Source organism: Sphingobium sp. LF-16, from assembly GCF_003711185.1.
Classification (GTDB): domain Bacteria; phylum Pseudomonadota; class Alphaproteobacteria; order Sphingomonadales; family Sphingomonadaceae; genus Sphingobium; species Sphingobium yanoikuyae_A.
In genome coordinates, this window is the sequence record NZ_CP029335.1 from 2065658 (window position 1) to 2089973 (window position 24316).

23 protein-coding genes are annotated in these 24316 nt (G+C 65.8%); 8 read left to right on the forward strand and 15 right to left on the reverse strand.

Going from position 1 to position 24316, the window contains the following annotated elements; all coding sequences use genetic code 11:
- Position 1 precedes the first annotated feature (1 nt).
- On the forward strand, positions 2–1444 hold the full coding sequence (locus tag DIZ22_RS09660) for a DUF2142 domain-containing protein (protein ID WP_048938192.1): 1443 nt from the start codon (positions 2–4) through the stop codon (positions 1442–1444).
- On the opposite strand, the gene DIZ22_RS09665 is transcribed toward DIZ22_RS09660, so the two are convergent.
- From DIZ22_RS09665 to DIZ22_RS09680, 4 genes are read right to left on the reverse strand one after another with little or no spacing between them, the layout of a single operon-like run.
- Entirely contained in the window at positions 1418–2059 is a 642-nt protein-coding gene (locus DIZ22_RS09665) for a phosphatase PAP2 family protein (protein WP_048938193.1), read from the reverse strand. The two genes, DIZ22_RS09660 and DIZ22_RS09665, sit on opposite strands and share 27 nt — an antisense overlap.
- Complete coding sequence (gene lpdA, locus DIZ22_RS09670; protein ID WP_010336022.1) at positions 2037–3452, reverse strand: dihydrolipoyl dehydrogenase; 1416 nt, start codon at positions 3450–3452, stop codon at positions 2037–2039. Before lpdA ends, DIZ22_RS09665 begins: the two co-directional genes overlap by 23 nt.
- A 41-nt stretch (positions 3453–3493) precedes the next feature.
- The gene (locus DIZ22_RS09675) at positions 3494–3895 is read right to left on the reverse strand and encodes an acyl-CoA thioesterase (RefSeq protein ID WP_004207606.1); all 402 of its coding nucleotides are present in this window, start codon (positions 3893–3895) and stop codon (positions 3494–3496) included.
- Positions 3895–5199 (reverse strand): pyruvate dehydrogenase complex dihydrolipoamide acetyltransferase, encoded by a 1305-nt coding sequence (locus tag DIZ22_RS09680; protein ID WP_107917577.1) that lies wholly within the window; start codon positions 5197–5199, stop codon positions 3895–3897. The genes DIZ22_RS09675 and DIZ22_RS09680 overlap by 1 nt, the downstream gene beginning before the upstream one ends.
- A gap of 189 nt (positions 5200–5388) precedes the next feature.
- Here DIZ22_RS09680 and DIZ22_RS09685 point away from each other — a divergent pair, with 189 nt between their 5' ends.
- The 3 genes from DIZ22_RS09685 (at position 5389) to DIZ22_RS09695 (ending at position 8292) form a co-directional block, all read left to right on the forward strand.
- Complete coding sequence (locus tag DIZ22_RS09685; protein WP_048939168.1) at positions 5389–5844, forward strand: universal stress protein; 456 nt, start codon at positions 5389–5391, stop codon at positions 5842–5844.
- Between the two features lie 427 nt (positions 5845–6271).
- A complete protein-coding gene (locus DIZ22_RS09690) occupies positions 6272–7108 on the forward strand; it encodes a transcription factor jumonji, JmjC (protein ID WP_048939169.1) in 837 nt (278 codons plus the stop codon).
- A complete protein-coding gene (locus DIZ22_RS09695; RefSeq protein WP_048939188.1) occupies positions 7105–8292 on the forward strand; it encodes a GNAT family N-acetyltransferase in 1188 nt (395 codons plus the stop codon). The genes DIZ22_RS09690 and DIZ22_RS09695 overlap by 4 nt, the downstream gene beginning before the upstream one ends.
- A 24-nt stretch (positions 8293–8316) precedes the next feature.
- Here the strand turns inward: DIZ22_RS09695 and DIZ22_RS09700 are convergent, their stop codons facing one another.
- From DIZ22_RS09700 to paoA, 7 genes are all read right to left on the reverse strand, one after another.
- A complete protein-coding gene (locus tag DIZ22_RS09700; RefSeq protein ID WP_053094355.1) occupies positions 8317–9780 on the reverse strand; it encodes a TolC family protein in 1464 nt (487 codons plus the stop codon).
- Between the two features lie 2 nt (positions 9781–9782).
- Positions 9783–10853 carry an HlyD family efflux transporter periplasmic adaptor subunit gene (locus DIZ22_RS09705; RefSeq protein WP_122928143.1) on the reverse strand — a complete coding sequence of 357 codons (1071 nt, stop codon included), beginning with the start codon at positions 10851–10853 and terminating at the stop codon, positions 9783–9785.
- Positions 10850–12532, reverse strand: coding sequence for an ABC transporter ATP-binding protein (locus tag DIZ22_RS09710; protein ID WP_010336015.1), 1683 nt, complete (start codon positions 12530–12532; stop codon positions 10850–10852). Before DIZ22_RS09710 ends, DIZ22_RS09705 begins: the two co-directional genes overlap by 4 nt.
- A 184-nt stretch (positions 12533–12716) precedes the next feature.
- Positions 12717–13316, reverse strand: a complete 600-nt coding sequence (locus tag DIZ22_RS09715) for a cysteine hydrolase (RefSeq protein WP_048939170.1) — start codon at positions 13314–13316, stop codon at positions 12717–12719.
- A 20-nt stretch (positions 13317–13336) separates the two neighbouring features.
- Entirely contained in the window at positions 13337–15538 is a 2202-nt protein-coding gene (gene paoC / locus DIZ22_RS09720) for an aldehyde oxidoreductase molybdenum-binding subunit PaoC (protein ID WP_048939171.1), read from the reverse strand.
- 4 nt (positions 15539–15542) lie between these two features.
- Complete coding sequence (locus DIZ22_RS09725; protein ID WP_010336012.1) at positions 15543–16493, reverse strand: xanthine dehydrogenase family protein subunit M; 951 nt, start codon at positions 16491–16493, stop codon at positions 15543–15545.
- Positions 16490–17125, reverse strand: coding sequence for an aldehyde dehydrogenase iron-sulfur subunit PaoA (paoA, locus tag DIZ22_RS09730; RefSeq protein ID WP_048939172.1), 636 nt, complete (start codon positions 17123–17125; stop codon positions 16490–16492). The genes DIZ22_RS09725 and paoA overlap by 4 nt, the downstream gene beginning before the upstream one ends.
- Positions 17126–17425: 300 nt before the next feature.
- Between paoA and DIZ22_RS09735 the strand changes: the two genes are divergently transcribed.
- The 4 genes from DIZ22_RS09735 (at position 17426) to DIZ22_RS21780 (ending at position 21971) form a co-directional block, all read left to right on the forward strand.
- A complete protein-coding gene (locus DIZ22_RS09735; protein ID WP_048939173.1) occupies positions 17426–18442 on the forward strand; it encodes an adenosine deaminase in 1017 nt (338 codons plus the stop codon).
- Positions 18443–18521: 79 nt separating this feature from the next.
- Positions 18522–20291: a tetratricopeptide repeat protein gene (locus DIZ22_RS09740; protein ID WP_107917576.1), complete on the forward strand. Its 1770-nt coding sequence runs from the start codon at positions 18522–18524 to the stop codon at positions 20289–20291.
- Positions 20292–20470: 179 nt separating this feature from the next.
- On the forward strand, positions 20471–21793 hold the full coding sequence (locus tag DIZ22_RS09745; RefSeq protein WP_010337357.1) for a chloride channel protein: 1323 nt from the start codon (positions 20471–20473) through the stop codon (positions 21791–21793).
- A gap of 1 nt (position 21794) precedes the next feature.
- Positions 21795–21971, forward strand: a complete 177-nt coding sequence (locus DIZ22_RS21780) for a hypothetical protein (RefSeq protein ID WP_164488875.1) — start codon at positions 21795–21797, stop codon at positions 21969–21971.
- A 1-nt stretch (position 21972) separates the two neighbouring features.
- Here the strand turns inward: DIZ22_RS21780 and DIZ22_RS09750 are convergent, their stop codons facing one another.
- The 4 genes from DIZ22_RS09750 to DIZ22_RS09765 all read right to left on the reverse strand — a co-directional run bounded on the left by DIZ22_RS09750 (position 21973) and on the right by DIZ22_RS09765 (position 24311).
- Positions 21973–22218 (reverse strand): hypothetical protein, encoded by a 246-nt coding sequence (locus DIZ22_RS09750; RefSeq protein WP_010337356.1) that lies wholly within the window; start codon positions 22216–22218, stop codon positions 21973–21975.
- 78 nt (positions 22219–22296) lie between these two features.
- Complete coding sequence (locus DIZ22_RS09755; RefSeq protein ID WP_048939175.1) at positions 22297–22887, reverse strand: GNAT family N-acetyltransferase; 591 nt, start codon at positions 22885–22887, stop codon at positions 22297–22299.
- Positions 22884–23858, reverse strand: coding sequence for a carbon-nitrogen hydrolase family protein (locus DIZ22_RS09760; RefSeq protein ID WP_048939176.1), 975 nt, complete (start codon positions 23856–23858; stop codon positions 22884–22886). Before DIZ22_RS09760 ends, DIZ22_RS09755 begins: the two co-directional genes overlap by 4 nt.
- Positions 23859–23900: 42 nt before the next feature.
- Positions 23901–24311 carry a ketosteroid isomerase-related protein gene (locus DIZ22_RS09765; protein WP_048939177.1) on the reverse strand — a complete coding sequence of 137 codons (411 nt, stop codon included), beginning with the start codon at positions 24309–24311 and terminating at the stop codon, positions 23901–23903.
- Between the last annotated feature and the right edge of the window lie 5 nt (positions 24312–24316).

Genomic DNA, 24316 nt, shown 5'->3' on the forward strand with positions numbered 1-24316 from the left:
TATGGCGGTCGCCGCGCCATGGTCGCGTCTCGAACGGATAGTGTTTCTTGCCGTCTGCCTCGCGACTTTGTTCTTCGCGACCGTGACGCCTCCCTTCCAGGCACCAGACGAGAACCAGCATTATATGAAGGCGCTGGCCCTGTCGCAGGGTCATGTGGTGACGAAAGTCCATGGCGGCCGGATCGGCGCGGAACTGCCGCGTGCGGCCGTCGACCTGCATGCTTTCGATTTCCCGACCGAGCCGGACGGCCAACGCCATCGCTATGAAAAGAGCATGATCGACCGCGCTTGGTCTACCGACGCCGCCCGCCCCGGCACGCGCTTTGCCGAATTTCCCAATGTCGCCAGCTATGCGCCGACGCTCTATGCTCCCGGCGCCGTCGGCCTTTGGATCGGCGACGCGCTGGACCTGCCGCGCATCGGCGCCTTTTATGCCGGCCGTATCGCCAATGCGCTGACCGCCTTGCTGCTGCTTGTCGCCGCGCTGCGCCTCATTCCCTTCGGCCGGATGGCGCTGCTCGGCACCGCGCTGCTGCCGACCTTCTGCTATCAGATCGGCTCACTCTCGCCCGATGCGGTCATCAACGGCATCGGCTTTCTCGGCCTCGCTCTGGCGCTGCGTGTCGGCTTCATGGCGCCGCAGCGCGCCAGCACCGTCGCCACGCTGGTCACCGCGCCGCTGCTGGCGCTGGCCAAGGGCGTCTATCTGCCACTGATGGCCGCCGGCCTGCGCTGGCCAAGCCGCGCCAGCCTGTCGCGCAACGCCCTGATCCTCGGCGCGATGCTGCTGGGCGCTGTAATTTTCGCTGTCTGGATGAAGGCGAACGACGGCAGCCAGGCGCTCTATCACATCACCTCGCGCAAGACCGGGGAGAGCGTGCTGACCGCCCCGCTGGCGCAGCAGCTGGCCGTGATCCTGGCCGATCCGGCCGGCTATGCCCGCATCCTCGCGTCCAGCATCATCGAACGGGCGCCAGTCTATGCGCTGCAGATCGTCGGCCGCTTCGGCTGGAACGCGATCCTGCTGCCGCTGCTCGCCTATCCGCTCGCCCTGCTGATGCTCGGCAGCGCCGTGCTGAGCGGATCGGGCGCGCGCTCCGGCCTCGGCCAGCGGCTCTGGTGGCTGGCGATCGCGCTCGGCACCGCGCTGCTGATCGAAACCGCCATGTATCTCACCGGCACGCCGCTCGGCGCCGATTATGTCCAGGGGACGCAGGGCCGTTATTTCCTGCCGCTGCTGCCGCTCGTGCTGCTGACGCTGATGCCGGCCGATCCGCTGCGCGGCGCCCGCCTGCTCTGCGCCGGCGCAGGCCTGACGCTGCTCATCATCGCGATGCTCAGCGCCTGGGACAGTTTCTGGGTCTATGGCTTCGTCACCGCCGACGGCATGCCGCCGCACAGCAGCATCGGCCGCGCCTTACTGCTGCCCTCGCCGCGCTGGTAGCCAGACCGCGCACAGCACAAGCCAGCCCAGCCCCTCGACCCATCCGGCCATCACGTCGCTCGGCCAATGCACGCCCAGCCATACCCGGCTGGCGCCGATCAGCGCGATCATCGCCCCGCCCGCGCCATAGGCCCAGCGCCGCCCGGCCAGCATCGCCAGCGCACCGAAGAACATCATGTTCCCCGCCGCATGACCGCTGGGAAAACTATAGCTGTGGACGATGTCGAGATGCGGCAGCAGGTCGGGCCGCGGCGCCGCGAAGATCTGCTTGAGGATCAGGTTGAGCAGCGTGCCGCCAATCTCCACACCGGCAAACCACAAGGCCGCCGCGCGCCGCCCGGTAAAGACCAGTGCGCCCAGCACGATCAGCGACAGGATGATGCGGATCGCCGTGCCGCCGATCGCCGAGGCGAGCCGCATGACCATCGTCACATGCCCGCCCAGCGCCGTCTCGCGCCCCTGCCCGGCCCAGCCCATCAGGCCGATGTTGAGGTCGTCGAGCAGCCCATTGCGCTGCGCCAGCGCGATTCCCAGCACGCAAAAAAGCGCGAGGATGAATATCCCCGCGCCCTTTGCCAGCATGACCTGCCGATCAGATATGGAGCGCACGCCCATAAGCGGCGAGCACGCTTTCATGCATCGATTCCGAGATGGTCGGGTGCGGGAACACCGTCTGCATCAGTTCGGCTTCGGTGGTCTCCAGCGTCTTGCCGATGGTATAGCCCTGGATCATCTCGGTCACTTCCGCGCCGATCATGTGGGCACCCAGCAATTCGCCGGTCTTGGCGTCGAACACGGTCTTGGTGAAGCCCTCGGCCTCGCCCAGCGCGATCGCCTTGCCATTGCCGATGAAGGGGAACATGCCGACCTTCACGTCATAGCCCGCTTCCTTGGCCTTGGCTTCGGTCAGGCCGACCGATGCGATCTGCGGGTGGCAATAGGTGCAACCCGGAATGTTGCGCACGTCCATCGCATGCGGGTGGACATCCTTGTTGCCCAGCGCCTGCGCGATCGCCTCGACCGTGGTGACGGCTTCATGGCTCGCCTTGTGGGCCAGCCATGGCGGCGCGGTGACGTCGCCGATCGCCCAGATGCCGTCGACATTGGTGCGGCCATAGGCGTCAGTCTTGATGTGGAAGCGCTGATCGGGCTCGACGCCAACCTCTTCCAGACCGATATTCTCGACATTGGGGACGATGCCGATCGCCACGATGACATGGCTATATTCGGCGGTGATGTCCTTGCCGGCCTTGTCCTTGATGGTCGCGGTCACGGCCTTGTCGGTCGCGGCGATCTTCTCGATCTTGGCGCCGGTCAGGATGGTCATGCCCTGCTTCTTAACCGCCTTTTCGAGGAAGGCCGAGACATCGGCATCCTCGACCGGCACGATCCGGTCCATCATCTCGACCACGGTCACGTCAGCGCCCATGTCGTTGTAGAAGCTGGCGAATTCGATACCGATCGCGCCCGAACCGATGACCAGCAACTTGGTCGGCATTTCCGCCGGGGTCATGGCGTGGCGATAGGTCCACACGCGCTTGCCGTCGGCTTTCAGCTGCGGCAGGTCGCGGGCGCGAGCACCGGTCGCGACGATGATATGCTTGGCGGTCAGCTCTTCGCTCTTGCCGTCCTTGGTGACGGTCAGCTTGCCCTTTCCGGTCAGCTTGCCATCGCCCATGTGGACGGTGATCTTGTTCTTCTTCATCAGGTGCGTGACGCCCTGATTGAGCTGCTTGGCGACGCCGCGCGAGCGCTTCACCACCGCCTCGATGTCGGCGCTGATCTTCTCGGCAACCAGGCCATAATCCTTGGCATGCTGCATATAATGGAAGATTTCGGCCGAACGCAGCAGCGCCTTGGTCGGAATGCAGCCCCAGTTGAGGCAGATGCCGCCCAGATTTTCGCGCTCCACGATCGCGGTCTTGAGGCCCAGTTGCGCAGCCCGGATGGCGGCAACATAGCCGCCCGGGCCGGAGCCGAGGACGATCAGGTCATAGGTATCAGCCATGGTCTCTCTCGTTCTTTCGATATCTTGGTCAGGCCGCGCCCTTATTGGGCAGGCAGCGGCGGCACGGAACGGGGCTGGCGATCCTCACCGATCGCCACGAAGGTGAAGGTCGCCTGGGTCACACGATAGGATCGGTCGTCGTGACGGGCACGGCGCCACGCCTCGACATCGATCTTCATCGATGTGCGGCCGACCGATTTCAGCGTCGCGAACACCGACACCTCGTCGCCGACGATGACCGGACGGTGGAAGGTCATCCCCTCCACCGCGATCGTCACCGCACGGCCGTGGCTATAACGCGCCGCAACCGAACCCGCAGCCGAATCCATCAGGCTCATCAGCCAGCCGCCGAAAATATCCCCATGGGGATTGGTATCGGCCGGCATGGCGATGACGCGCACCGCCGGGCTATGCTCCGGCGGCTGCTCGTCGATCTTCGCCATCAGGCCAGCATGCCCAGCGGATTTTCGATCAGTTCGCGGAACGCCTTCATCAGGCGAGCGCCATCGGCGCCGTCGATCGCGCGATGGTCAAAGCTGCCGGTCGCCGACATGACGGTCGCGATCTGGAGCGAGTCATCGACCACGAAGGGACGCTTCTCACCCGCGCCGATCGCCATGATCATGCCCTGCGGCGGGTTGATGACGGCTTCGAACTGCTTGATGCCGAACATGCCCATGTTCGACAGCGACGCGGTGCCGCCCTGATATTCGCTCGGCTGCAGCTTGCCGGCCTTGGCGCGATCGGCCAGGTCCTTCATCTCGTTCGAGATGGCGGCGACGCCCTTGATGTCGGCACCGGTCACGATCGGGGTGATCAGACCACCGGGGATCGACACGGCCACCGAAATATCGGCGCGCTTGAACTGCAGCATCTGGTCGCCGGCGAACTGCACGTTGCACTCGGGCACCTGCATCAGGGCCACGCCCAGCGCCTTGATCAGCAGGTCGTTGACCGACAGCTTGACGCCACGGCCCGACAGGCCGGCGTTCAGCTCGCCGCGCAGCTTCAGCAGCTTGTCGAGCTGAATGTCCACGGTCAGGTAGATGTGCGGCACCTGCTGCTTGGACTCGGTCAGGCGGCGCGCGATCGTCTTGCGCATACCGTTGAGCTTGATGACTTCGTGCGGGATGCCGAAATCCTGTGCGGCGGCAGCAACCGGCGCCGGGGCAGCGGCAGGCGCGGCAGCGGCCGGCGCAGCAGCCGGCGCAGCGGCCTTGGCCGGCGCGGCAGCGGCGCCGTCCAGATCGGCCTTGACGATGCGGCCGTTCGGGCCCGAACCGGCGACAGCGGCCAGATCGACGCCCTTGGCTTCCGCCAGGCGACGGGCCAGCGGGCTCGCCTTCACGCGGCCTTCCGCCGGAGCGGCGGCGGGAGCAGCCGCCTTCGCCGGCACCGGATCAGCCTTGGCGGCGGGGGCGGCGGCTTCGGCCTTGGCGGGGACCGCATCGGCCTTGGGGGCGGGCGCAGCGCCACCGCTGGCGGCGGCTTCGGCGACATCCTCGCCCTCTTCGGCGATGATCGCGATGACGGTGCCGACCTTCACGCCCTCGGCACCTTCCGACACCAGGATCTTGGCGACGGTGCCTTCATCGACGGCCTCGAATTCCATGGTCGCCTTGTCGGTTTCGATCTCGGCGAGAAGGTCGCCGGACGATACCTTGTCCCCTTCCTTGACCAGCCACTTGGCCAGCGTGCCCTCCTCCATGGTGGGGGACAGGGCAGGCATCTGGATCGTCTTGCTCATGCGTTCGGGGCCTCTTCTTGATTATCTGGCACGCGCCGTTTCGGAGCCCGTTTTCACCCTTTGGCCGGAACGGTCAAGGCCACGCCTTGCGCAAGGGCCCATAATGCCCCACATTTCACCTCGTTGGTTCGTCGGGGCTGTTTTGACGGGCCGGCAAGGCGGATTTTTGTTTCTCGGGGATATCGAGCAATGCGGACATATCTGGTGGTCGTGGACGAATCGCCCGAAGCGGAAACCGCGCTGCGCTTCGCCGCCCGCCGCGCCGCCAAGACGGCCGGGACGATCCGCATCCTGGCCCTCATCCCACCGTCCGAATTCGTCCAGTGGGGCGGCGTCCAGGCGACGATGGAGGATGAAGCGCTGCAACGGGCCGAAGCGCTGGTGACCAGCGCCGCCGGCACGCTGACCGACGAATCCGGCATCCGCCCCAGCATCACCGTGCGCCAGGGCGATCCCGTCGCTGTGGTGCGCAAGACGCTGGAGGAAATGGACGATGTCGCCGCCTTGGTCCTGGGCGCCGCCGCCAGCGGCCCGCCCGGCGCCCTGGTATCCTACTTCACCGGATCGGACGCGGGCAAGATGCCCTGCCCGATCATGATCATCCCCGGCGGCCTCGACAGCGACGCGATCGACCGGCTGAGTTGAACCAGAGCCTCAAGGCTTCTCCACGGCGAAATGCGTCGTGCCGGCGCGTGCGTCCCCGGCGCCCCATCAAGCGCAGACCTCTCGCCGCTGCCGGCAATATCATGATGCCGCACGGTTGCCGCCAGCGCGGCATCCGACAATCGCGCAAGGGGAGAATGGCGCGCATCTAAGACCAGGCACGATCGAAACACCGCATTACGATCTTCTTCATCGCATCAACGCGGAAACAGATCAGAAATCATTGCCGCAACCATTTTTCATCCAAAATTATATTTCCGCATCACCATTTCAACTCAGCCCAAACAGAAACTGAACTTCTTATGGCCTGAAAATATACTGGAATACGCGCATCGTGTTTAACGCGATCTTCAACCTTGCATGACAAGTTTGCGGCAATTGATCTCGTCATAGCGGAAGAACTTCCTCCATGAGCTTTGTTGCGCCGTCCAGTCTCGGTCCTTTCGCCAGCGCCTATCCGCTGTCACCGACCATGCTGCAGCATAGCCTGACGGACCATCCGCTGCTCTCGTTCGAAGCCCTGGCAAAAGCCAGCATCGACCTGCCACCGCAATTTGTCGAACGCCGGATCGGCAACGCCCCCAATGGCGGCGAATTCGCGATGGACCGCTCCGACGACGCCGATGTCGCCACCGTCATTCGCTCGATCCAGACCAGCGGCAACTGGATCATGCTCCGCTTCGTCGAGCAACTGCCCGCCTATCGCGAGTTGCTGGCCAGGCTGATGGACCAGATCGGCCCCGCAATTTCTCCAGCGACCGGTCCGGGGCTGACGGTGCGGGGGTTCATCTTCATTTCCGCGCCGGGAACGCTCACCCCGTTTCACTTCGATTGCGAATATAATATCCTCTTCCAGATCGCGGGCGACAAACAGTTCGCGACCTATCGCCCGATGGCACCATGGCTGCCGATCGACCGGCACGAAGCCTATTATGGTGGTGGCGACAATATGCTGCCCTGGAACGACGCCTATGAGGCGGATGCCGACATCCACCCCATGCAGCCGGGCGACGGCCTGTTCATCCCCTATGCCTCGCCCCATTGGGTCAGGGCGGGCTCGGAGCCGTCCATTTCGCTGTCGATCACTTGGCAGAGCCAGTGGAGCCAGACGCTGGGCGACGCCATGCAGATCAATCCGCTGCTGCGGCGATGGGGCCTGCCCACCGGCGACGTGCCGATATGGCCCAAGGCCGCCAAATGGCGCTCGATCGGGTGCCGCGTGGCGCGCAAGGCCGGGCTGTTATGAGCCACCTTCCCGCCTCCGGCAGCTTCCAACCGGACGCCAGCCATGCCTGGCCGCTGTCGGATGCCGACCAACCCGCCGTCCGCATCCTGCGCCATGCCGATCTGACGGCCGATGATCGCGCGCAGTGGGCGGCCCTGTCGGCACTGGCCGGGGCCGCCAATGTCTTCGCGCAGGACTGGTTCATGGACGCCGCCCTGAGCCACGCGCCTGATGGCGCTGACGTGTTTCTGGCCGTCGTCGCCCCCATCAATGGACCATGGCTGGGCGTCATGCCGCTGATCGCCGTACCACGCTTCGGCCGATGGCCAGTGCGCATCTGGCGCAACTGGGCGGCGACCAACCAATTCCTGGGTACGCCGCTGGTCATCGCGCAGTCCGCTGATCTGTTCTGGAAGAGCCTGTTCGCCTTCCTGGACCAGCGCTCAGGCGGGGAGATCATGCTGCATGTCTCCGGACTGGATGCCGACGATCCGGTCAGTATCGCCCTGTTCGACCGCTGCGAACGGGAAAGGCGAGCATTCCACACCATCCATTGCCATGATCGTCCAGCCTATCGCGCCGGCAAGCAAGGGGAAGGCCGCGGCGACGCGAAAATGCGGAGCCGACTGCGCAGCCTGTCGAAGCGGCTGGAACAGGAACATGGCCCGGTCACGATCGACATTCTGGCGCCGGACGCGCCATGCACAGCCTGGATCGACGCGTTTCTGGACCTTGAGGCATCGGGCTGGAAAGGCCGTAGCGGCAGCGCATTGGCAAGCGACAGCGCGACCCAGGCCCTGTTTTGCGAAGTGATTGAGCGCGGTCATTCGAACGGCAGCGCCCGCCTCGCCACCCTGTCGGTCGGGGGCCGCGCGATCGCCATGTCGAGCTGGTTTGAAGCCGCCATCTGGGGCCATGGCTTCAAGATGGCTTTCGACGAGGATTATCGCGCTTATGCGCCGGGCCAGCTTCTGATGCGCGACATCAGGGATCGCATCGGGGGCCGCCCCGACATGTCCTTCGACAGCTGCGTCCCACGCGGCGCCGGGCACTGCCATCGACTTTGGGGCAGCAACCGGAAGATTGTCGATGGTGCCGTCGCGATCGGCTCGCCCTGGCACCATGTCCAGTTCGACGCCCTGATGAAGGCGAGAGCCGCCTATGCGGCGATCAAGGCCCGTTTTCCCGACCGACCGGCGACCTGACGCCAGGTCGCAGCCATATGCCGCCTAGCTGCGATCCAGTCCTAGCGCCCGGTCATCGGCCGTTGCCGCCGCCATTTCGGCCTGGGCCGCGGCGATGCGCGCCTGCGCCTCGATCAGCTTGACCGCAGCATCGGTGGCCGCCTCCTCGCGACTATTGACCAGGAAGAAGTCGCTCGACCCCAGATCGAAGCGGCGCCGCTCGGCCTGGGCCAGTCGTTCGGCCAGGTCGCGCTGCCGGCGGGTCGTATCGACCAGCACGCGCGCGGCGTCGACCTCGATGCCGATGCCGGCCACTTCGGTGCGGATCTTTTCCGCCAGATAGCGCTGCTTGACGGTAAGTTCGTCGATCTTCGCCTGGCTCTCGGCCACCTTGCCCCTCGCCTTGCGGTTCTGCAGCGGCACCTTGAAGGTGACGCCGACGATCACCTCCAGCGGCGTGCGGCTATAGCCCCCCAGCCCCTGGGCACCGACATCCTTGGCGACCTGCCCCTCGAAATCCAGCTTGGGCCGGGTGTCGTTCTCGGCCAGCGCCAGCTTGACCGAGGCGTTATCGATTTCCTCCAGCAGGATGCCGAAGTCGGGACGATCCTCGATCGCGAACAATGGGTTGATCCGCAGGCCGTCGAACGCGGCGGCGGATGCGGGCAGGCGCGCGGCATCGACGAGGATCGGCAGTCCGTCCGCATCGCGATAATAGAGCGAGAAGCTGTTGGCCGCCGCCATGAACTCCTGCCGCGCCTGCACCACCAGCGCCTCGCGCTTGACCATGTTGGCTTCGTTTTCGGTCAGCAATATCGCGGACTTGGCGCCCAGTTGCACCTGGCGCGCAATGCCCTGGCTACGGCTTTCCGCCAGATCATAGAGCGCCTCATAGACCTTGAGCTTGAGGCCGCTCGCTACCCATTTCTGATAGGCGGCTATGGCGCGCGCCTGCACGCCGATCGCGGTCGCACGCGTCTCAAAGCGCGCGATGTCGATATCGTTGCCGGCGATTTGCGAGGCCGACCGTCGCGCGTCGATCAGGCGATCGCGCATCAGGGCATAGAGCGCGCCGATCTTCAACTCGCCCGCGCGATTGGTATAGGCCTTGTCCTCATAGACCGGGAAATCCCCGCGCGAATTGCGATATTGGCCATAGACATAGCCGCCGTTGCCGGTGAGCGGGCGTTCGACCTTGCTGTCGATCAGCGTGCCGTCATAATAGCCCTCGACCCGGCTGCGGGCATCCACGGAAAACACCGTGTCGAAGGCACCCTGTGCGCTGATCGCGCGCCCTTCGGCCTGACGCGCGCGCGCCAGGGCGGCAATGATATCGGGCGCCGAGCGGGCCGAGGATTGCAGCACCTCGTCCAGCGTCAGCGGCGTCAAGGGCTGTCCTGCGGTCGGCGCGGGCGTCGCATCGACCGACAGGGCCTCACCAGCCGCGCACGGCAGGGTGCCCGCGCCCATGGCCGCGACCAGCATGGGCAGCGACATCGCGCGCCACATCGTCACTTCTTCTTCTCGATCGAACTCTTGTCGTCCTTGGGCGCTTTCGCCTCGCCCTTGCCGGCCACCTGATCCTGGCCAAAGTTGAGCGGGAAATCGTTGAGCTGGCGCCACAATTCATACCAGACCGGCACCGTGTCGCCCTGCACCCAGCCCAGCACCTTGCTGCCCTGACGGACGAAGCGTCGCTCCGGCCAGGCGGTCTTGCCCGGCGCCTGTTCCACCAAGATCCGGAACAACCCGTCGGTGCGCGGCGTGGGATCGACCGACCGCACCTGGCCGTCATAGATGCCAACAGCAAAAGCCGGCCAGCCGCTGAACTGGAAGGCCGGAAAGCCCTCAAATTCGAGCCGCACTTGGCGCCCCGGCTCGACCAGCGGCACGTCTCGCCCGTCGACATACAGTTCGACCGCGCGGGTGATATTCTCGGGCGCGATCGTCGCCAGCACCGTTCCCGACGAGATCAGCGCGCCGCCCGCTGCGGCGTTCAGATCCTGCACCCGGCCTTCGCGCGGTGCCGAGACGATCTGCGCCGAACTTTGCGCGAGCTTGATCTCGATCTGCTTGAGATTCGCGCGCGCTTCGGCCAGCTTCGCATCGACATCGGCAACCTTGATCTGGGTCTGCTCATAGTCGCGGCGGGCGGCCAGCCCTTCGGCATAGAGCTGGCTGGTGCGATTGACGTCTATCATCGCGGTCGCCCGCGCCTGCTGGACCGCCGCGATCTGTGCCTCGACCTGTGCCTTTTCGCCCGCCAGCCGGGCGAGGAAATCGGGATCGACATCGACCACCCGGACGATCGGATCACCGGCCCTGACATGATCGCCGTCCCTGACGTAGAACTCGGCGACGCGGCCGCTCACCAGCGAGGATACGTCGCGGGCGCGGTCCTGCGCACTCAGCGTCGTGACCTGACCACCGCCCTGCGCCGTCTGCTGCCAGGGCACGAACAGGATCGCCAGCACGAGCAGGACGCCCAGCAGGATGAGCCAGGCGACGGTCGTCACCAGTCGGGGCGGCCGCAACTGGGCGAGCGACGGGAAATGTTCGGCCTGGGCGCGGTCGAGCGTCATGCCTGCGCCTCCCGTGCCGCAACGAAGCGGGCAAATTCATCCTTGTCGGTGAACCGTTGCTGCGTGCGTGCGCCGACCCAATACCAGGCGTCGAGGTCGAGCGCTTCGGGGCGCCCGCTGCTGAGCAGCACGGTCGTGCCCGCTGCCCGCAACTCGGCCAATGTCGCCTTGAGGCTGGCAATCGGCATCATGTCGTAAAGTTGCGACAACAGCAGCACGCGCGGACGGCTGAGCAGAGCATTGGCAAGCTTGAGCTGCATCACTTCGACGATCGACAGCGGCGAGCCGGAGCTGGCGAGTTGGGTATCCAGCCCGTGCGGCAGCCTGGCGAGCCGCGCGCCCAGGCCCACCCGTTCCAGCGCGTTCATGATCCGCGCCCCATCCATGTCGCGACCTTCGGCGAACGAGAGATATTCGCGCAGGGTGACATCGATGATGGTCGGGCGATTGAGCACCATCACCGCCGATCGCAGCAGATACATGTCGAAACTGCCCAGTTCGCTGCCGCCGATCAGGACGATGCCGCTGTCGGGCGCGGCGTGGCGCTTGAGCAGCAGCGCCAGAGCGCTCTCCATGCCCGGTTCGGCCAGGATCACCGCCTGCTCGCCACTCGCAATCTCGAAATTGATCTGGGCCTTGTCGATCTCGACATCGCGGAAGCGCACCGATCCGTCGCGTGGCGCCTCCCCGCGCTGGCCCAGCCGCTCCTGCGGGATGGCCAGGATCTGCGACAATTCCTCGCTGCTCGCGACCAGATCATAGAAGGTGTCGAGATAGGAACCGAGCTGGTAGATGCCGTAGAAGACGCCGGACAGGATCAGTTCCGCCGCGACCAGCTGCCCGATCGAAAGCTGACCGGCGAGGATCAGATTGCCGCCGAGCGCGAGCAAGGCAGCCGCCGCAAAGGCATAGACCAGGAAATAACCGAGCGTCTGCGCGAAACTATAGCGGAAATAGCGGCGATGCGCGGCAATATAGTCGGCAATGACCGTTTCGGAGCGGTCCATCGCGAAATTGAGATGGCGGGCCGACTTGTAGAAGCCGTTAGAACCGCCGACGCTTTCCAGCCAGTGCGCGGCATTATGCTTGGCATGGCTGACACCCACCGCGCCGGTGATCGCGCCATGCCGCCAGGCCAGCCAGATCATCAGGCACACCGTCACCAGCACCAGGTTGAAGGCCAGGAAAAAGGGATGGTAGAAGCTGGTCACCACCAGGCCCACCGCCCCCTGCAGCACGATGGTGAAGGCGCCGATCACCAGGCTGGGCACCGATTTCTGGACGATCACCATGTCGAAATAGCGATTGAACAGGCTGCCCCGGCTTTCATCGACGAAGAAGGGGTTTTGCGCATGCACCGCGCGCACGGTGATTTCCGCGACCACCCGCGCAAAGATGCGGCGTTCGAAGATCGCCAGCAGATAGACGCGCAGCGCGCTCAGCCCCGCCACGACCAGCAGCAGCGCCAGCAGCACGCCGGACAGGATCCACAAGGGCGCGACCAAAGCGGTACGCGCCACCGAGTTGATCAGCAGTTGCACGGAGATGGGGGTAGCCAGCGACAACAGGCTGATCGCCACCGTATAGACGATCCCGACATTCACATAGCTGCGGTCAGGCCCGACGACCTCCGACAGCCACGCGGCCGCCTGCCGCAAGCCGAAACGCTCACTCGCCAACTCGACACCTGTTCCCTGCCAGCCTCATCGAAAGCGCCCCTAACCGCGGCGATTACGGCCCACAATGGCTTATGCTGCACAGCAACATAAACTTATGAAGCGTTTGCAGAATGGTGCAGGCATCGGGGCAAATGCTGCCCTCCCGGCCAGAAGTCCCCCGCTCTGGAGGGGACAGATCGGTCCTTCAGCCAAATTGCGCGAGGAAATCCCGCCCGGTCATTGGCAGCGAGAACATCGGGAAATCCTTGGCGATCGCCACGCGCTGTTCCTCCTCGCCGATGGTGGCGCAGCAGTCGATCAGCGTCGCGACATGATAGCCCCGTTCATAGGCGGAGCGCATGGTGGATTCGACACAGCAATTGGTGAGAAAGCCGGCAATGGCCAGGTGCGTCATGCCATGCTGGCGCAGGATGAAGTCGATATTGGTGCTGGCGAAGCAGTCCAGGCCACGCTTGCCCTCCACCACGATCTCGCCATCGGTCGGCGCCATCGCATCGGCAATCTGCGCGCCCCAGCTACCCCGGCGAAAGGCCCTGGCGGCGATCACGCCGGCAAGGATGCCATAGGGCCGGGGCGACAGTTCGGGATAGCCCTCCGCAAAGCTGATCGGCACATGAAGGATGGTGAGCCCCGCCTGGCGCGCGCCATCCAGCAGCGCGACGCTGTTCGCCAGCATGCTGGTGGCGCGCATCACATCCCGCACCGCCTCATGCTGGGCACCGCCCTCGCTGACGAAATCATTCTGATATTCGATCAGGACGATAGCGGTCTTGTCCGGCTTCATGGTCTTGCTCCGGTTAAGGGTCAGGCGATGTCGGGCATCTGGTCGAGATATTTGTCCAGCGTCAGGGGATAGTCACGCACACGGATGCCGGTGGCGTTGTAGATGGCGTTGGCGATCGCCGATCCGGGACCGCATATGCCCAATTCCCCCACCCCCTTCGCCTTCAACGGCGAAACCACCGGGTCGAGCGTGTCGAGGAAGATGCATTCCTGATGCGGGATGTCGGCGTGGACCGGCACTTCATAGCCGGCAAGATCGTGATTGACGAAGAAGCCGAAGCGGGTGTCGACCGCCAGTTCTTCCATCAGGGCAGAGCCGGCCGACATGACCATGGCACCGATCACCTGGCTGCGCGCCGACAGCGGATTGAGGATGCGGCCGGCATCGCACACGGCCAGCATGCGGCGGATGCGGGTTTCGCCGGTATAGGCGTTTACCGCGACTTCGGCGAAATGGCCGGCATAGGTGCCGACATCATACCCCTTCTTGAAATCGCCGAAGCTGATTTCATCCTCCGCCGTGAGGGCGCCGGCATCGGTCAGCGCCAGGCGGCGACCGCCCGCGTCGATCCGGCCGTCGGCGAAGGTCGCGCTATCGGCGTCGAACCCCAGTTTCTGGCCGATCGCCCGGCGCAGCGCCACGCAGGCGGCATAGACGCCGGCGGTCGAACTGGCCGCGCCCCATTGGCCGCCCGAACCCGATGAAGCGGGGAAATCGGAATCGCCCAGCACCACCTGGATCCGATCGAGCGGCACGCCCATGGTTTCCGCCGCGGTCTGGGCGATGATCGTGTAGCTGCCGGTACCGATGTCGGTCATGTCGGTTTCGATGGTGATCCGGCCATCCGTGCCGAGCCGCGCGCGCGCACCGGATGTCGCCGTCGGCCCGCCGCGATAGCCCGCCGCGACGCCCATGCCGATCAGCCAGGCGCCCTCGCGGCGCTGCCCCGGCCTGGCGCTACGCTGCGCCCAGCCGAACCGCTCCGCCCCTTCGCGCAGGCAGCGGACCAGATTGCGGTCGGAAATGCGCTGGGTCGCGTTGGCAGGCACTGTCCCCTCGGGCTCATTGCGGATGCGCAGTTCGATCGGGTCCATGCCGAGCTTTTCAGCCAGTTCGTCGATCGCCACTTCCAGCGCCAGATGCCCTGGCGCCTCGCCGGGCGCGCGCATCGCATTGCCTTCCGGCAGGTCGAGCATGGCGACATGATTGGCGGTCATGCGATTGGCGCCGGCATAGACTTTGGGCGTCTGGGCCGTGCCATCCTCGCCATCGGTGCCGTTGATGTTGCTCGACCAGTTTTCATGACCGATCGCGGTGATCCGCCCGTCACGCTCCGCGCCGATACGGATGCGCTGGATCGTCGCCTGGCGATGGGTCGCGTTATTGGCCATCAGCGGGCGCTGCACGGCAATCTTGACCGGCCGTCCGGCTGCCTTGGCGCCCAGCGCCGCCAGCACGGCATCCGCCCGCACGAACAGCTTGCCGCCGAAACCGCCGCCAATATAGGGCGAATCCACCCGCACATTGGCAGGGTCGATGCCCAGGATCTTGCTCATGCTCTGCTTGGCCCAGGCGATCATCTGGTTGGACGTCCAGAGCGTCAGCCTGTCGCCGTCCCAGGCGGCGATGGTGGCGAACGGTTCCATCATCGAATGGCTTTCGTTCGCGGTGCTGTAGCGCGCGTCGAGCTTCACCGGCGCCGCGGCGAAGGCGGCGGCGAAATCGCCCTGACTGCTCGTGTCAGGCTTGCCCCCCTGCCCCTTGGCCAGCGGCGCGGCCGGGGCGACGGCAGGAAAATCGAACACGCCCTTGTCCCGCACATAATCAGTGCGGATGAGCGCCGCGGCGGCGCGCGCCTGTTCGAAGCTTTCGGCCACCACACAGGCGATCGCCTGATGATAATGATGGATGTCGCTGCCGCCGAACAGCGGGGCATAATTCATCATGCCCTTGCCGACCGGCTTGGTATCAGGGGCGGTGACGATCGCGATCACGCCCGGCGCGGCGCGGGCCAGGCTTGTGTCCATCGCGGCGATCCGCCCCTTGGCGATGGCCGATCCGACAACGAATCCATAGGCCTGGTTGGCGATGACATCATGGCGTTCGGCGGCATAGGGCGCCTGGCCGGTGGTCTTGAGCGGGCCGTCGATCCGGGGCGTCGACTTGCCGACGATCTTGGCCTGATCGAACAGATTGGCCTTGGCGGGGGCATCGAATTTCATGGGATCAACTCCTCGCCTGGGCCATGAGCGACGCCAGCGTCCGCTCGGCCAGTTTCAGCTTGAACCTGTTGTCCTCGGTCGGACGGGCATCGGCAAAGACCTTCTCCGTCACGGCGCGCGCGCCGCCTGGAAAGGCGGCTTCGGCCGCTTCCACCCGCCAGGGCCGATGGGCGACGCCGCCAAATGCCACGCGTCCGCTACCGTCCTTCTGGATGACGGTCGCGACCGAAACCAAAGCGAAGGCATAGGAGGCCCGATCGCGCACCTTGTAATAAAGCTGGGTGCCGCCGATTGGCTTGGGCAGGGTGACGGCGGTGATCAGTTCGCCAGCCTCCAGCACATTGTCGCGCTGCGGCTCATTGCCGGGCAGGCGATGAAAGTCGGCAAAGTCGATTGCGCGCTTTGCGCCATCGGCCTTCACCGTCTCGACCTTCGCATCGAGAAGGCGCAGCGCCACACCCATGTCGCCGGGATAGGTGGCGATGCACTGGTCCGACGAACCGATGACGGCCAGCTGCCGGGAAAAGCCGCCGATCGCCGCACAGCCAGTGCCGGGCCGACGTTTGTTGCAGGGCATGTTGGTGTCGTAGAAATAGGGGCAGCGGGTTCGCTGCAGCAGGTTCCCCGCTGTCGTCGCCTTGTTGCGCAGCTGGCCGCTGGCGCCGGCGACGATCGCACGGGCAAGGACGCCATAGTCGCGGCGGACTGCCATGTCCGACGCCAGCGCCGTGTTGGTGACGAGCGCGCCGATCCGCAGCCCGCCCTCCGCCGTCTTCTCGATCCGGTCGAGCTTCAGATCCTGGACATCGACCAGATGAGTGGGCGTCTCGATCTCCAGCTTCATCAGGTCGAGCAAATTGGTGCCGCCAGCCAGATATTTGGCGCCTGGCCGGCCGGCCACGGCCGCGGCGGCCTGCTCGGGCGTCTTCGCCCGTTCATAGGTGAAGCTCTTCATGCCTTTGCTCCCGCGACCTGCGCCATGGCCTCGGCAATGTTGGAATAGGCGCCGCAACGGCAGAGATTGCCGCTCATCCGCTCGCGCATCTCGATATTGGAATAGTCCGGGGCGCGGGTGATGTCCGCCTGGACATGGCTTGGCACACCCTGTTCGATTTCCTTGAGCACGGCGACGGCAGAGCAGATCTGCCCCGGCGTGCAATAACCGCACTGATAGCCATCATGGGCGATGAAGGCCGCCTGCATCGGATGGAGGTTGTCGGGCATGCCCAGCCCTTCGATCGTGGTGATCTCGTCGCCCTGATGCTGCAGCGCCAGGCTTAGGCAGCTGTTGATGCGGGTGCCGTTGACCATCACGGTGCAGGCGCCGCACTGGCCATGATCGCAGCCCTTCTTAGTGCCGGTCAGCTTGAGATGTTCGCGCAGCGCGTCGAGCAATGTCGTGCGGGTGTCGAGCTTCAACTGCTGCCGCTTGCCATTCACGATGAAATCGACCGCCATCATCGGCGGCGGCGCAGCGGGAGACGGCTGTGCCTGCACTGGTGCTGAAATGACGGCAACCGTCGCGGAGGCGGCACCGCCCGCCAATATGCCACGTCGCGACACGCCCATATCCGGAAAATCGGCCATGAAAATCTCCCCTGCAGACGCTGGTTGCGCACTCTATCGAAGAAAAACTGGCGGCCGTCTTCCGGCCTGCCATCTACCCAGATGGAGGATAACACAGGAGAGGCCGTTCAGGTTCATGCGATGATCGGCATGATGTCATGATCAGGGATCATGAATGCTATGGCGGCCGACGCTGATCGCCAAATAAATACCGCGGGGCCTTCCACACGAGACCTTCCACGCAAACCAGCATGGCGCTGCAACGACCGTTCCACGCGGCCCGTAGCTGTGCCATGGTGGTCGATCCTGTATAGAGGCCCCATGACCGACATCGACCAATTTATCGCCGGACTGCCCAAGGCAGAGTTGCACCTCCATATCGAAGGGACGCTGGAGCCCGAACTGATGTTCGCGCTGGCCCGGCGCAACGACGTGACCTTGCCTTATGGCTCGATCGACGAGATCCGTCAGGCCTATGATTTCGGCAATCTCCAGGATTTCCTCGACATCTATTATGCCGGCACCAATGTGCTGCGCACGCTGCAGGATTTCCACGATCTCGCCGCCGCCTATTTCGATCGCGCAGCGCAGGACCATATCGTCCATGCCGAAATCATGTTCGATCCGCAGGCGCACACATCACGCGGCGTGCCCTTCGACCATGTGATCGAGGGGCTGCTGTCGGCCATGCGGGACGCGGAAGAACGCCATGGCATCACCAGCGACCTGATCCTCAGCTTCCTGCGCCATCTGAGCGAGGAAGAGGCCTTTGACACACTGCACGCCGCCACCCCCTGGCTGTCGCAGATCAAGGCGGTGGGGCTGGACTCGTCGGAAGTCGGCCACCCGCCCGAGAAATTCGCCCGCGTCTTCGCCGCTGCAGCCGAAGCCGGCCTCAAGCTGTGCGCCCATGCCGGCGAGGAAGGCCCGCCCGCCTATGTCTGGGAAGCGCTCGACCTGCTCAAGGTCGACCGGATCGACCATGGCAATCGCGCGCTGGAGGACGATGCCCTGGTAGAGCGCTTGGTGGACGAGCAGTTGGTGCTGACCGTCTGCCCGCTCTCCAACCTCAAATTATGCGTGATCGACGATATCGCCAGCCATCCGCTCGACCGGATGCTGGACATGGGCCTGCGCGCCACGGTCAATTCCGACGATCCGGCCTATTTCGGCGGCTATCTCAACGACAATTATCGCGCCGTTGCCGCAGCCCGAAACCTGACCCGCGAGCAGATCGCCCTGCTCGCGCGCAACAGCATCACCGGCTCCTTCCTGCCGCAGCAGGCCAAGGACACCCATCTGGCGACCATCGACGCCTATCTCGAACAGGCGCATTGACGCCCTGATTTACCGGCCCCTTCCCCGATGATATAGTCTGTCTCACAGGATGGCGGGCTTTTGGGGAAGGGCCGGACGCATGGCTGACTGGATAAGGGCAGCGACCGCGCTGGGCATCGGCCTGTCGCTCGCTTCCATATCGATCGAACCTGCCTTCTCGCCCGCGACGCTCGCCGCGCTCGATCCCGTTCGCCTTACTCGCAGCCTGTGCAGCGGCCCACAGGTCGGCTCCGCCCTCGCCCGCGAATTGCTGATCGCGGCCGCCGCCGCCCAGCCGATCGCCGACGCGCCGCCGATCCCGCTGTTCGACGATCTCACCCATTCGCGCTTTCCGCTGACCACCAGCAATCCGCAGGCGCGCCGCTATTTCAGCCAGGGCCTGTTCCTCATGTACGGCTTCAACCATGCCGGCGCGGTCCGCTCCTTCCGTGCGGCACAGCGGCTCGATCCGGCCTGCGCGCTCTGCTGGTGGGGCGAGGCGGTGGCGCTCGGCCCCAATATCAACGCACCGATGGATGCCGGCGACCGGGACGCGGCTCTTGCCGCGATGGACCGGGCGATGACGCTGCGCGATCGGGCGTCACCGATGGAGCGCGGCCTGATCGAGGCGGCGGCGCTACGCTATGCCCGTGATCCCGATGCCGACCGCGCCGCGCTCGACGGCGCCTATGCCGATGCAATGCTGGCGCTCGCGGCGCGCTTCCCGGCCGATGACGATGTCGCCCTGCTGGCCGCCGAAGCGGCGATGGACACCAGCCCGTGGAATTATTGGGAGGCCGACCGCAAGACCGCGATCGGGCGCGCCGGCGCTGCCATCCGCCTGGTCGAAACGGTGCAGGCCCGCAATCCCGCCCATGTCCAGGCGGCGCATCTTATGATCCACCTGCTCGAAGCGAGCGATGCAAAACGCGCCGAATCTGCCGCCGACCGCCTCTCCGCCGATGGCATGCCCAGCGCCGCCCATCTCGTCCATATGCCCAGCCACATCTATCAGGTCGTCGGCCGCTATCGCGACTCGATCCGCGTCAACATCGCCGCCGCCCGCGCCGACGAAGCCTTCATCCGCGCCACCGACGACCACAGCCTGGTGCGCTACGGCTATTATCCGCACAATGTCCATTTCATCGTCGCCTCCGCGCAGATGGCGGGCGACATGGATGGCGCGATGCGGGAGGCGCGGCGCCTGCGCACCATCCTCGATCCCGAAACCTCGGCCGCCATCGCCTGGATCCAGGCGATCGACGCCGCCCCCTATCTGGCCATGGCGCAGTTCGCCGCGCCCGCCGACATCCTCGCCCTGCCCGCGCCCGATCCGCGCCTGCCCTATGCCATCGCCATGCGCCATTATGCCCGCGCCGTCGCCCGTGCCCAGCAGCGCGACCAGCGCGGCTTCGATGCGGAGGTCGCGGCAATGAGCGCGCTCGCCCGCTCCGATGCACTGGCCCCGATGATTGCGCAGGGCGTCCCAGCCCCGGACCTGATCGCGCTCGCCACCGCGGTCGCGCGCGGCCGTCTCGCCACCGCCCAGCGCCGCTATGCGCAGGCCGCCGATCATTATCGCGCCGCGATCGCGCTGGAGCGGAAGATCCCCTATCAGGAACCGGCCTACTGGTATTATCCGGTGCATCAGTCGCTCGGCGCCGCCCTCTTCCTCGCCGGCCGCCACGACGAAGCCAGCGCCGCCTTCCGCCAGGCACTGATCCAGGCTCCCAATAATGGCTGGGCGCTGTACGGCCTCGCCCGCGCAGAGGCAGCCCAGGGGCACAAGGCAGAGGCTGCCGCCGCCCGCAAGGCCCTGACCAGCGCCTGGTCCGGCGATCCCGACTGGCTGCGGATGGAGCGGCTCTGAGGAGCGATCCGCTTGTCGATCGGGAAAATGGACAAATAGCCGGAAAATACTGGCCATCATCCATTTTGCTGGTAGGGAGGGCGCGTCCAGCCCACCGGGATCGATTTTTGCGCCATGGCATCCGTGCCGCCCCCTTTCCGCGTCCTGCGTCAATCGCGCCCCGGCGCGCAACGTCCGTCATGAGCCGCCCCGGCCAGCGCTGGAGCCGCCGCCGCGCCCGCGCGCTGCTGCGCCATAGCGGGCCGACATCCCTGCTGTTTCGCCGTCGCCTCGCCCTGATCGGCGGCGCCGTGCTGGTCGGCCTCGCCGCGCTCGCCTTCGCCTGGGCCGCGGACGAAGCGACCGAGGCTTTCCATCGCCTGGCCACCGCCAATCGCTGGCTACCGCTGCTGCTGACCCCGCTCGGCTTTGCCGCCCTCGCCTGGATCACCCGCAGCGTCGCGCCCTTTGCCGGCGGATCGGGCATCCCGCAGGTGATCGCCGCCACCCAATTGCCGGAAAAGGTCGGCCGCTGCCTGGTTGACCTGCGCATGGCCCTGCTGAAGGTCGTGCTGACCATCGCCGGCCTGCTGGTCGGCGCTTCGGTCGGCAGAGAAGGCCCCACCGTCCAGATTTCCGCTGCCATCCTTGCCCGCGTCCACGCTTTGCTGAACGTGCCGCTGCGCGCGTCCGTCATGGTCGCTGGCGGCGCGGCCGGCGTCGCCGCCGCCTTCAACACGCCGCTTGCCGGCATTGCCTTCGCGATCGAGGAACTGGCCTCCGCCTATGAGCAGCGCATGACCCTGCTGGTCATCACCGCAGTCATCATCTCGGGCATGGTCAGCCTCGGCGTCGCTGGCGACTATGTCTATTTCGGCGCGGTCGCGGCCCATCTGCCGCTGCAATCGGCGGTGCCGGTCGCGCTGCTGGCCGGGCTGCTGGGCGGCATGTCCGGCGGCCTGTTCGCGCGGCTGGCGCTCGATGCCGCCACTGCGCGCAATCGCATGACCGACTGGATGCGCGCCCATCCGGTGCTGTTCGCCGGCGGCTGTGGCCTGCTGGTGGCGGCGATCGGCGTGGCCACCGGCCTCACCTGGGGCACCAGCTATGCCCCGGCCCGTACCATGATCGCGGGCGGCGACCAGCCGCTCTGGTTCGCCCCCGCCAAATTCCTCAGCACCCTCGCCACCAGCGTCTCGGGCATTCCCGGCGGCATCTTCGCCCCCTCGCTCGCCACCGGCGCCGGCTTCGGCAATCTGCTGCGCTGGATCTTCCCCGGCGAACCGGCGAGCGCCGTCGTGCTGCTGGGCATGGTCGCCTATTTCACCGGCGTGGTGCGCGCGCCATTGACCGCCGTCATCATCATTTCGGAAACCACCGGCAGCCGCGGCTTCATGCTGCCGCTGCTGGGCGCCGCGCTGGTCGCCGACGCATCGGCGCAGATATTCTGTCGCGAGCGCCTCTATCATGGCCTGTCCCGCAACTTCCTGGAGCGGGCCAAGGCCGCCGAAGCAAGCCGCTGACATGGCGGCGCTCGGCTGCCTGTTGCTGATGATATTGCCGATTATCGGCTTTCTCGCCGGCCAGTTGCTGGCCGGCATGGACGGCGCCTGGATCGGCGCCGCCATCGGCCTCACCGGCGCGATCGGCTTTTCGGCGGTGACCTTCTACGCCCTGATCCAGGCCGGCCGCCGCCGCTAGCTCAGCCCTCGGCGCGCAGCTTGTCCGCCAGTTGCTGGATTTCATCGGGATTGAGCAGCCAGGTCCGGGTCTTCTGCCCCTCGCGATGCACCGGCTGGGTCAACAGCACCCGCGCCTGTTCCTTGGCGAAGGGCTTGAACAGGCCATAATGGATAACGCAATCGCGCACCGTCGCGATCAGCGGCGCCTTGCCATCCAGGTCGATCATGGTGGCAGGCTGGTCCCAGGGGATGGTCGAGATAATCATGGATATCCCATCACCACCCACCGCGCGCGAAATCAAGGGAAAGCTTTCGCCGCCATCCGCGCGGAACCGCCCCGCCCCTTACAGCGCCCGCATCCAGAATTGCATCGGGTGGCTGACCTTTTCGCTGCCGCCAATTTCCTTCCAGCTCATGTCGCACAGCGCGCCCTCGATCGGCGCATAGCCGCGCTTGCGCCAGAAGGGGGCCAGGTCGCGGGCGTCGGCCGGGCGGCGCGGATCGTCCTCGCCGCGCACCACGCCGCAGAAGATCGCATAATCGGCGCCGGCCTCCCGCGCCGCCCCCTCGCGCGCGTCGAAGAAGAGATGGCCGATGCCGCGGCCATGATAGGCCGGCAGCAGCACGGACTCGCCGAAATAGAAGCTGCGCGCGACATCGACGCCAGCCGCCGCCAGCGGCGCGACCAGGCTGTCGGGCTGGCCGGCCAGCGGCGAGGCTGTGGCGATCCCGACCGGCTCCTCGCCGATCCGCGCCCGCACCAAAGTCGCATGCTCGCTCGCCAGGAAATCGCGGAGATATTCCTCCTCATGCGCGGCATCGCCCTCATAGAGATAGGGCCACTCACGGAAGATGCGGATGCGCAGCGTCGCCAGCGCCTCAAGTCCCTGCGCATCGCTGGTCACGCGGTCGACGATGATCGACGGCTCGGTCATTCTGCAATCTCCTGATCTTCGATTTGCGGCGCGGCCGGCGCATCGTCGCGCGCGGCATCGCTGGCCATCTGCGCGATCACGTCCGATCCCGCGCCATTCTGGATGATGTGGAAGGGCACATGCTGTTCGGGCCAGTGTCGGAAGGGCAGCACCGTGCCATCCGCACGCAACTGGTCGACCATGGCCAGGTCGATGTCCGCCACGACCCAGGCCGGGCCGTTCGCCTGCCCCAGCGCGATCACGCCATCGTCGGGCATCGCGCCATCGGGCGGACCAAAGGCGCCGGCGGCGCCGAAATTCTCGTCCATGCAGGGCAGCCAGGGGGCCATGCCGACGCTGGGCGACTGGACGACGAAGCATTGATTTTCCATCGCCCGCGCCTGCGCGCCGATCCGCACCCGCCAATAGCCCTGCATCGTGTCGGTGGCCGATGGCGTCAGGATCAGCTTGGCGCCCGCCTCCGCCTGCGCCCGCGCGATCATCGGAAATTCGACATCATAGCAGATGGATATGCCGACCGGCCCGATCGGCGTGTGGATGAGGTTGATGCTGTCGCCGCCGCTGATGCCCCAGCGCTCGCGCTCGAACCGGGTCATCATGATCTTGTCCTGATGGCCGGTGGTGCCGTCGGGGCAGAAGAGCCGGGCGCGATTGACGATCCGGCCGTCGCTTTCCCGTACCGGCCGGCTGCCCGCCAGGATCATGATGTCCAGCCGCGCCGCAAGCTCGGCATGGAGGCGGTCATAGGCCTCGCCAAACTGCATCACCAGATCGAGCGAGGCGGTCAGGTCGGCCGCCCGCTCGGGATCGATCCCGGCCAGTTCCATCGCCGCATATTCGGGAAAGATCGCCAGCGTCGCGCCCAGCGCAGCGGCTTCCTCCACCCAGCGGGTCAGCTTTTCCTGCCAGGCGGCAAAGCTCTGCACCTGCTCGATCGGATATTGGGCGGCGGCAACGCGGATGTGGGTCAAGGATACCTCAGGATGGAACGGCAACGGGACAGGCGGCGGTTTTTAACGCCCTTCGACCTGCGCGATCCAGTCGGCCAGATTATAATGGTTGGAAATCCGCGTTATCTGCCCCTCGACGATGTCGAAGAAGGCGCCAACCCGCAGATGATAGGTCTGGCCAGCGGCTGGCGGTAGCCCTTCGTCCGTCACCAGATAGCGGCCGTCCAGCATGAACTCGGCCGCCGCCCGCGTCCCTTCCGCATTGGCCAGCACGATCGGATCGATCACCGTCTCGGCATAGCAAATGTTCATATGGGCCAGGAAATCGGCAAAGGCCGCCTTGCCGATGCGGGCCGCGCCTTGGCTCGGCTCGTGCCGCACATCGTCGGCCAGCAGCGCCAGCATCCCCTCGGCATCCTGCCGGTTGAAGGCATCATAATAGGCATGGACCAGAGCCAGGGTCGCTTCGGACACAGATT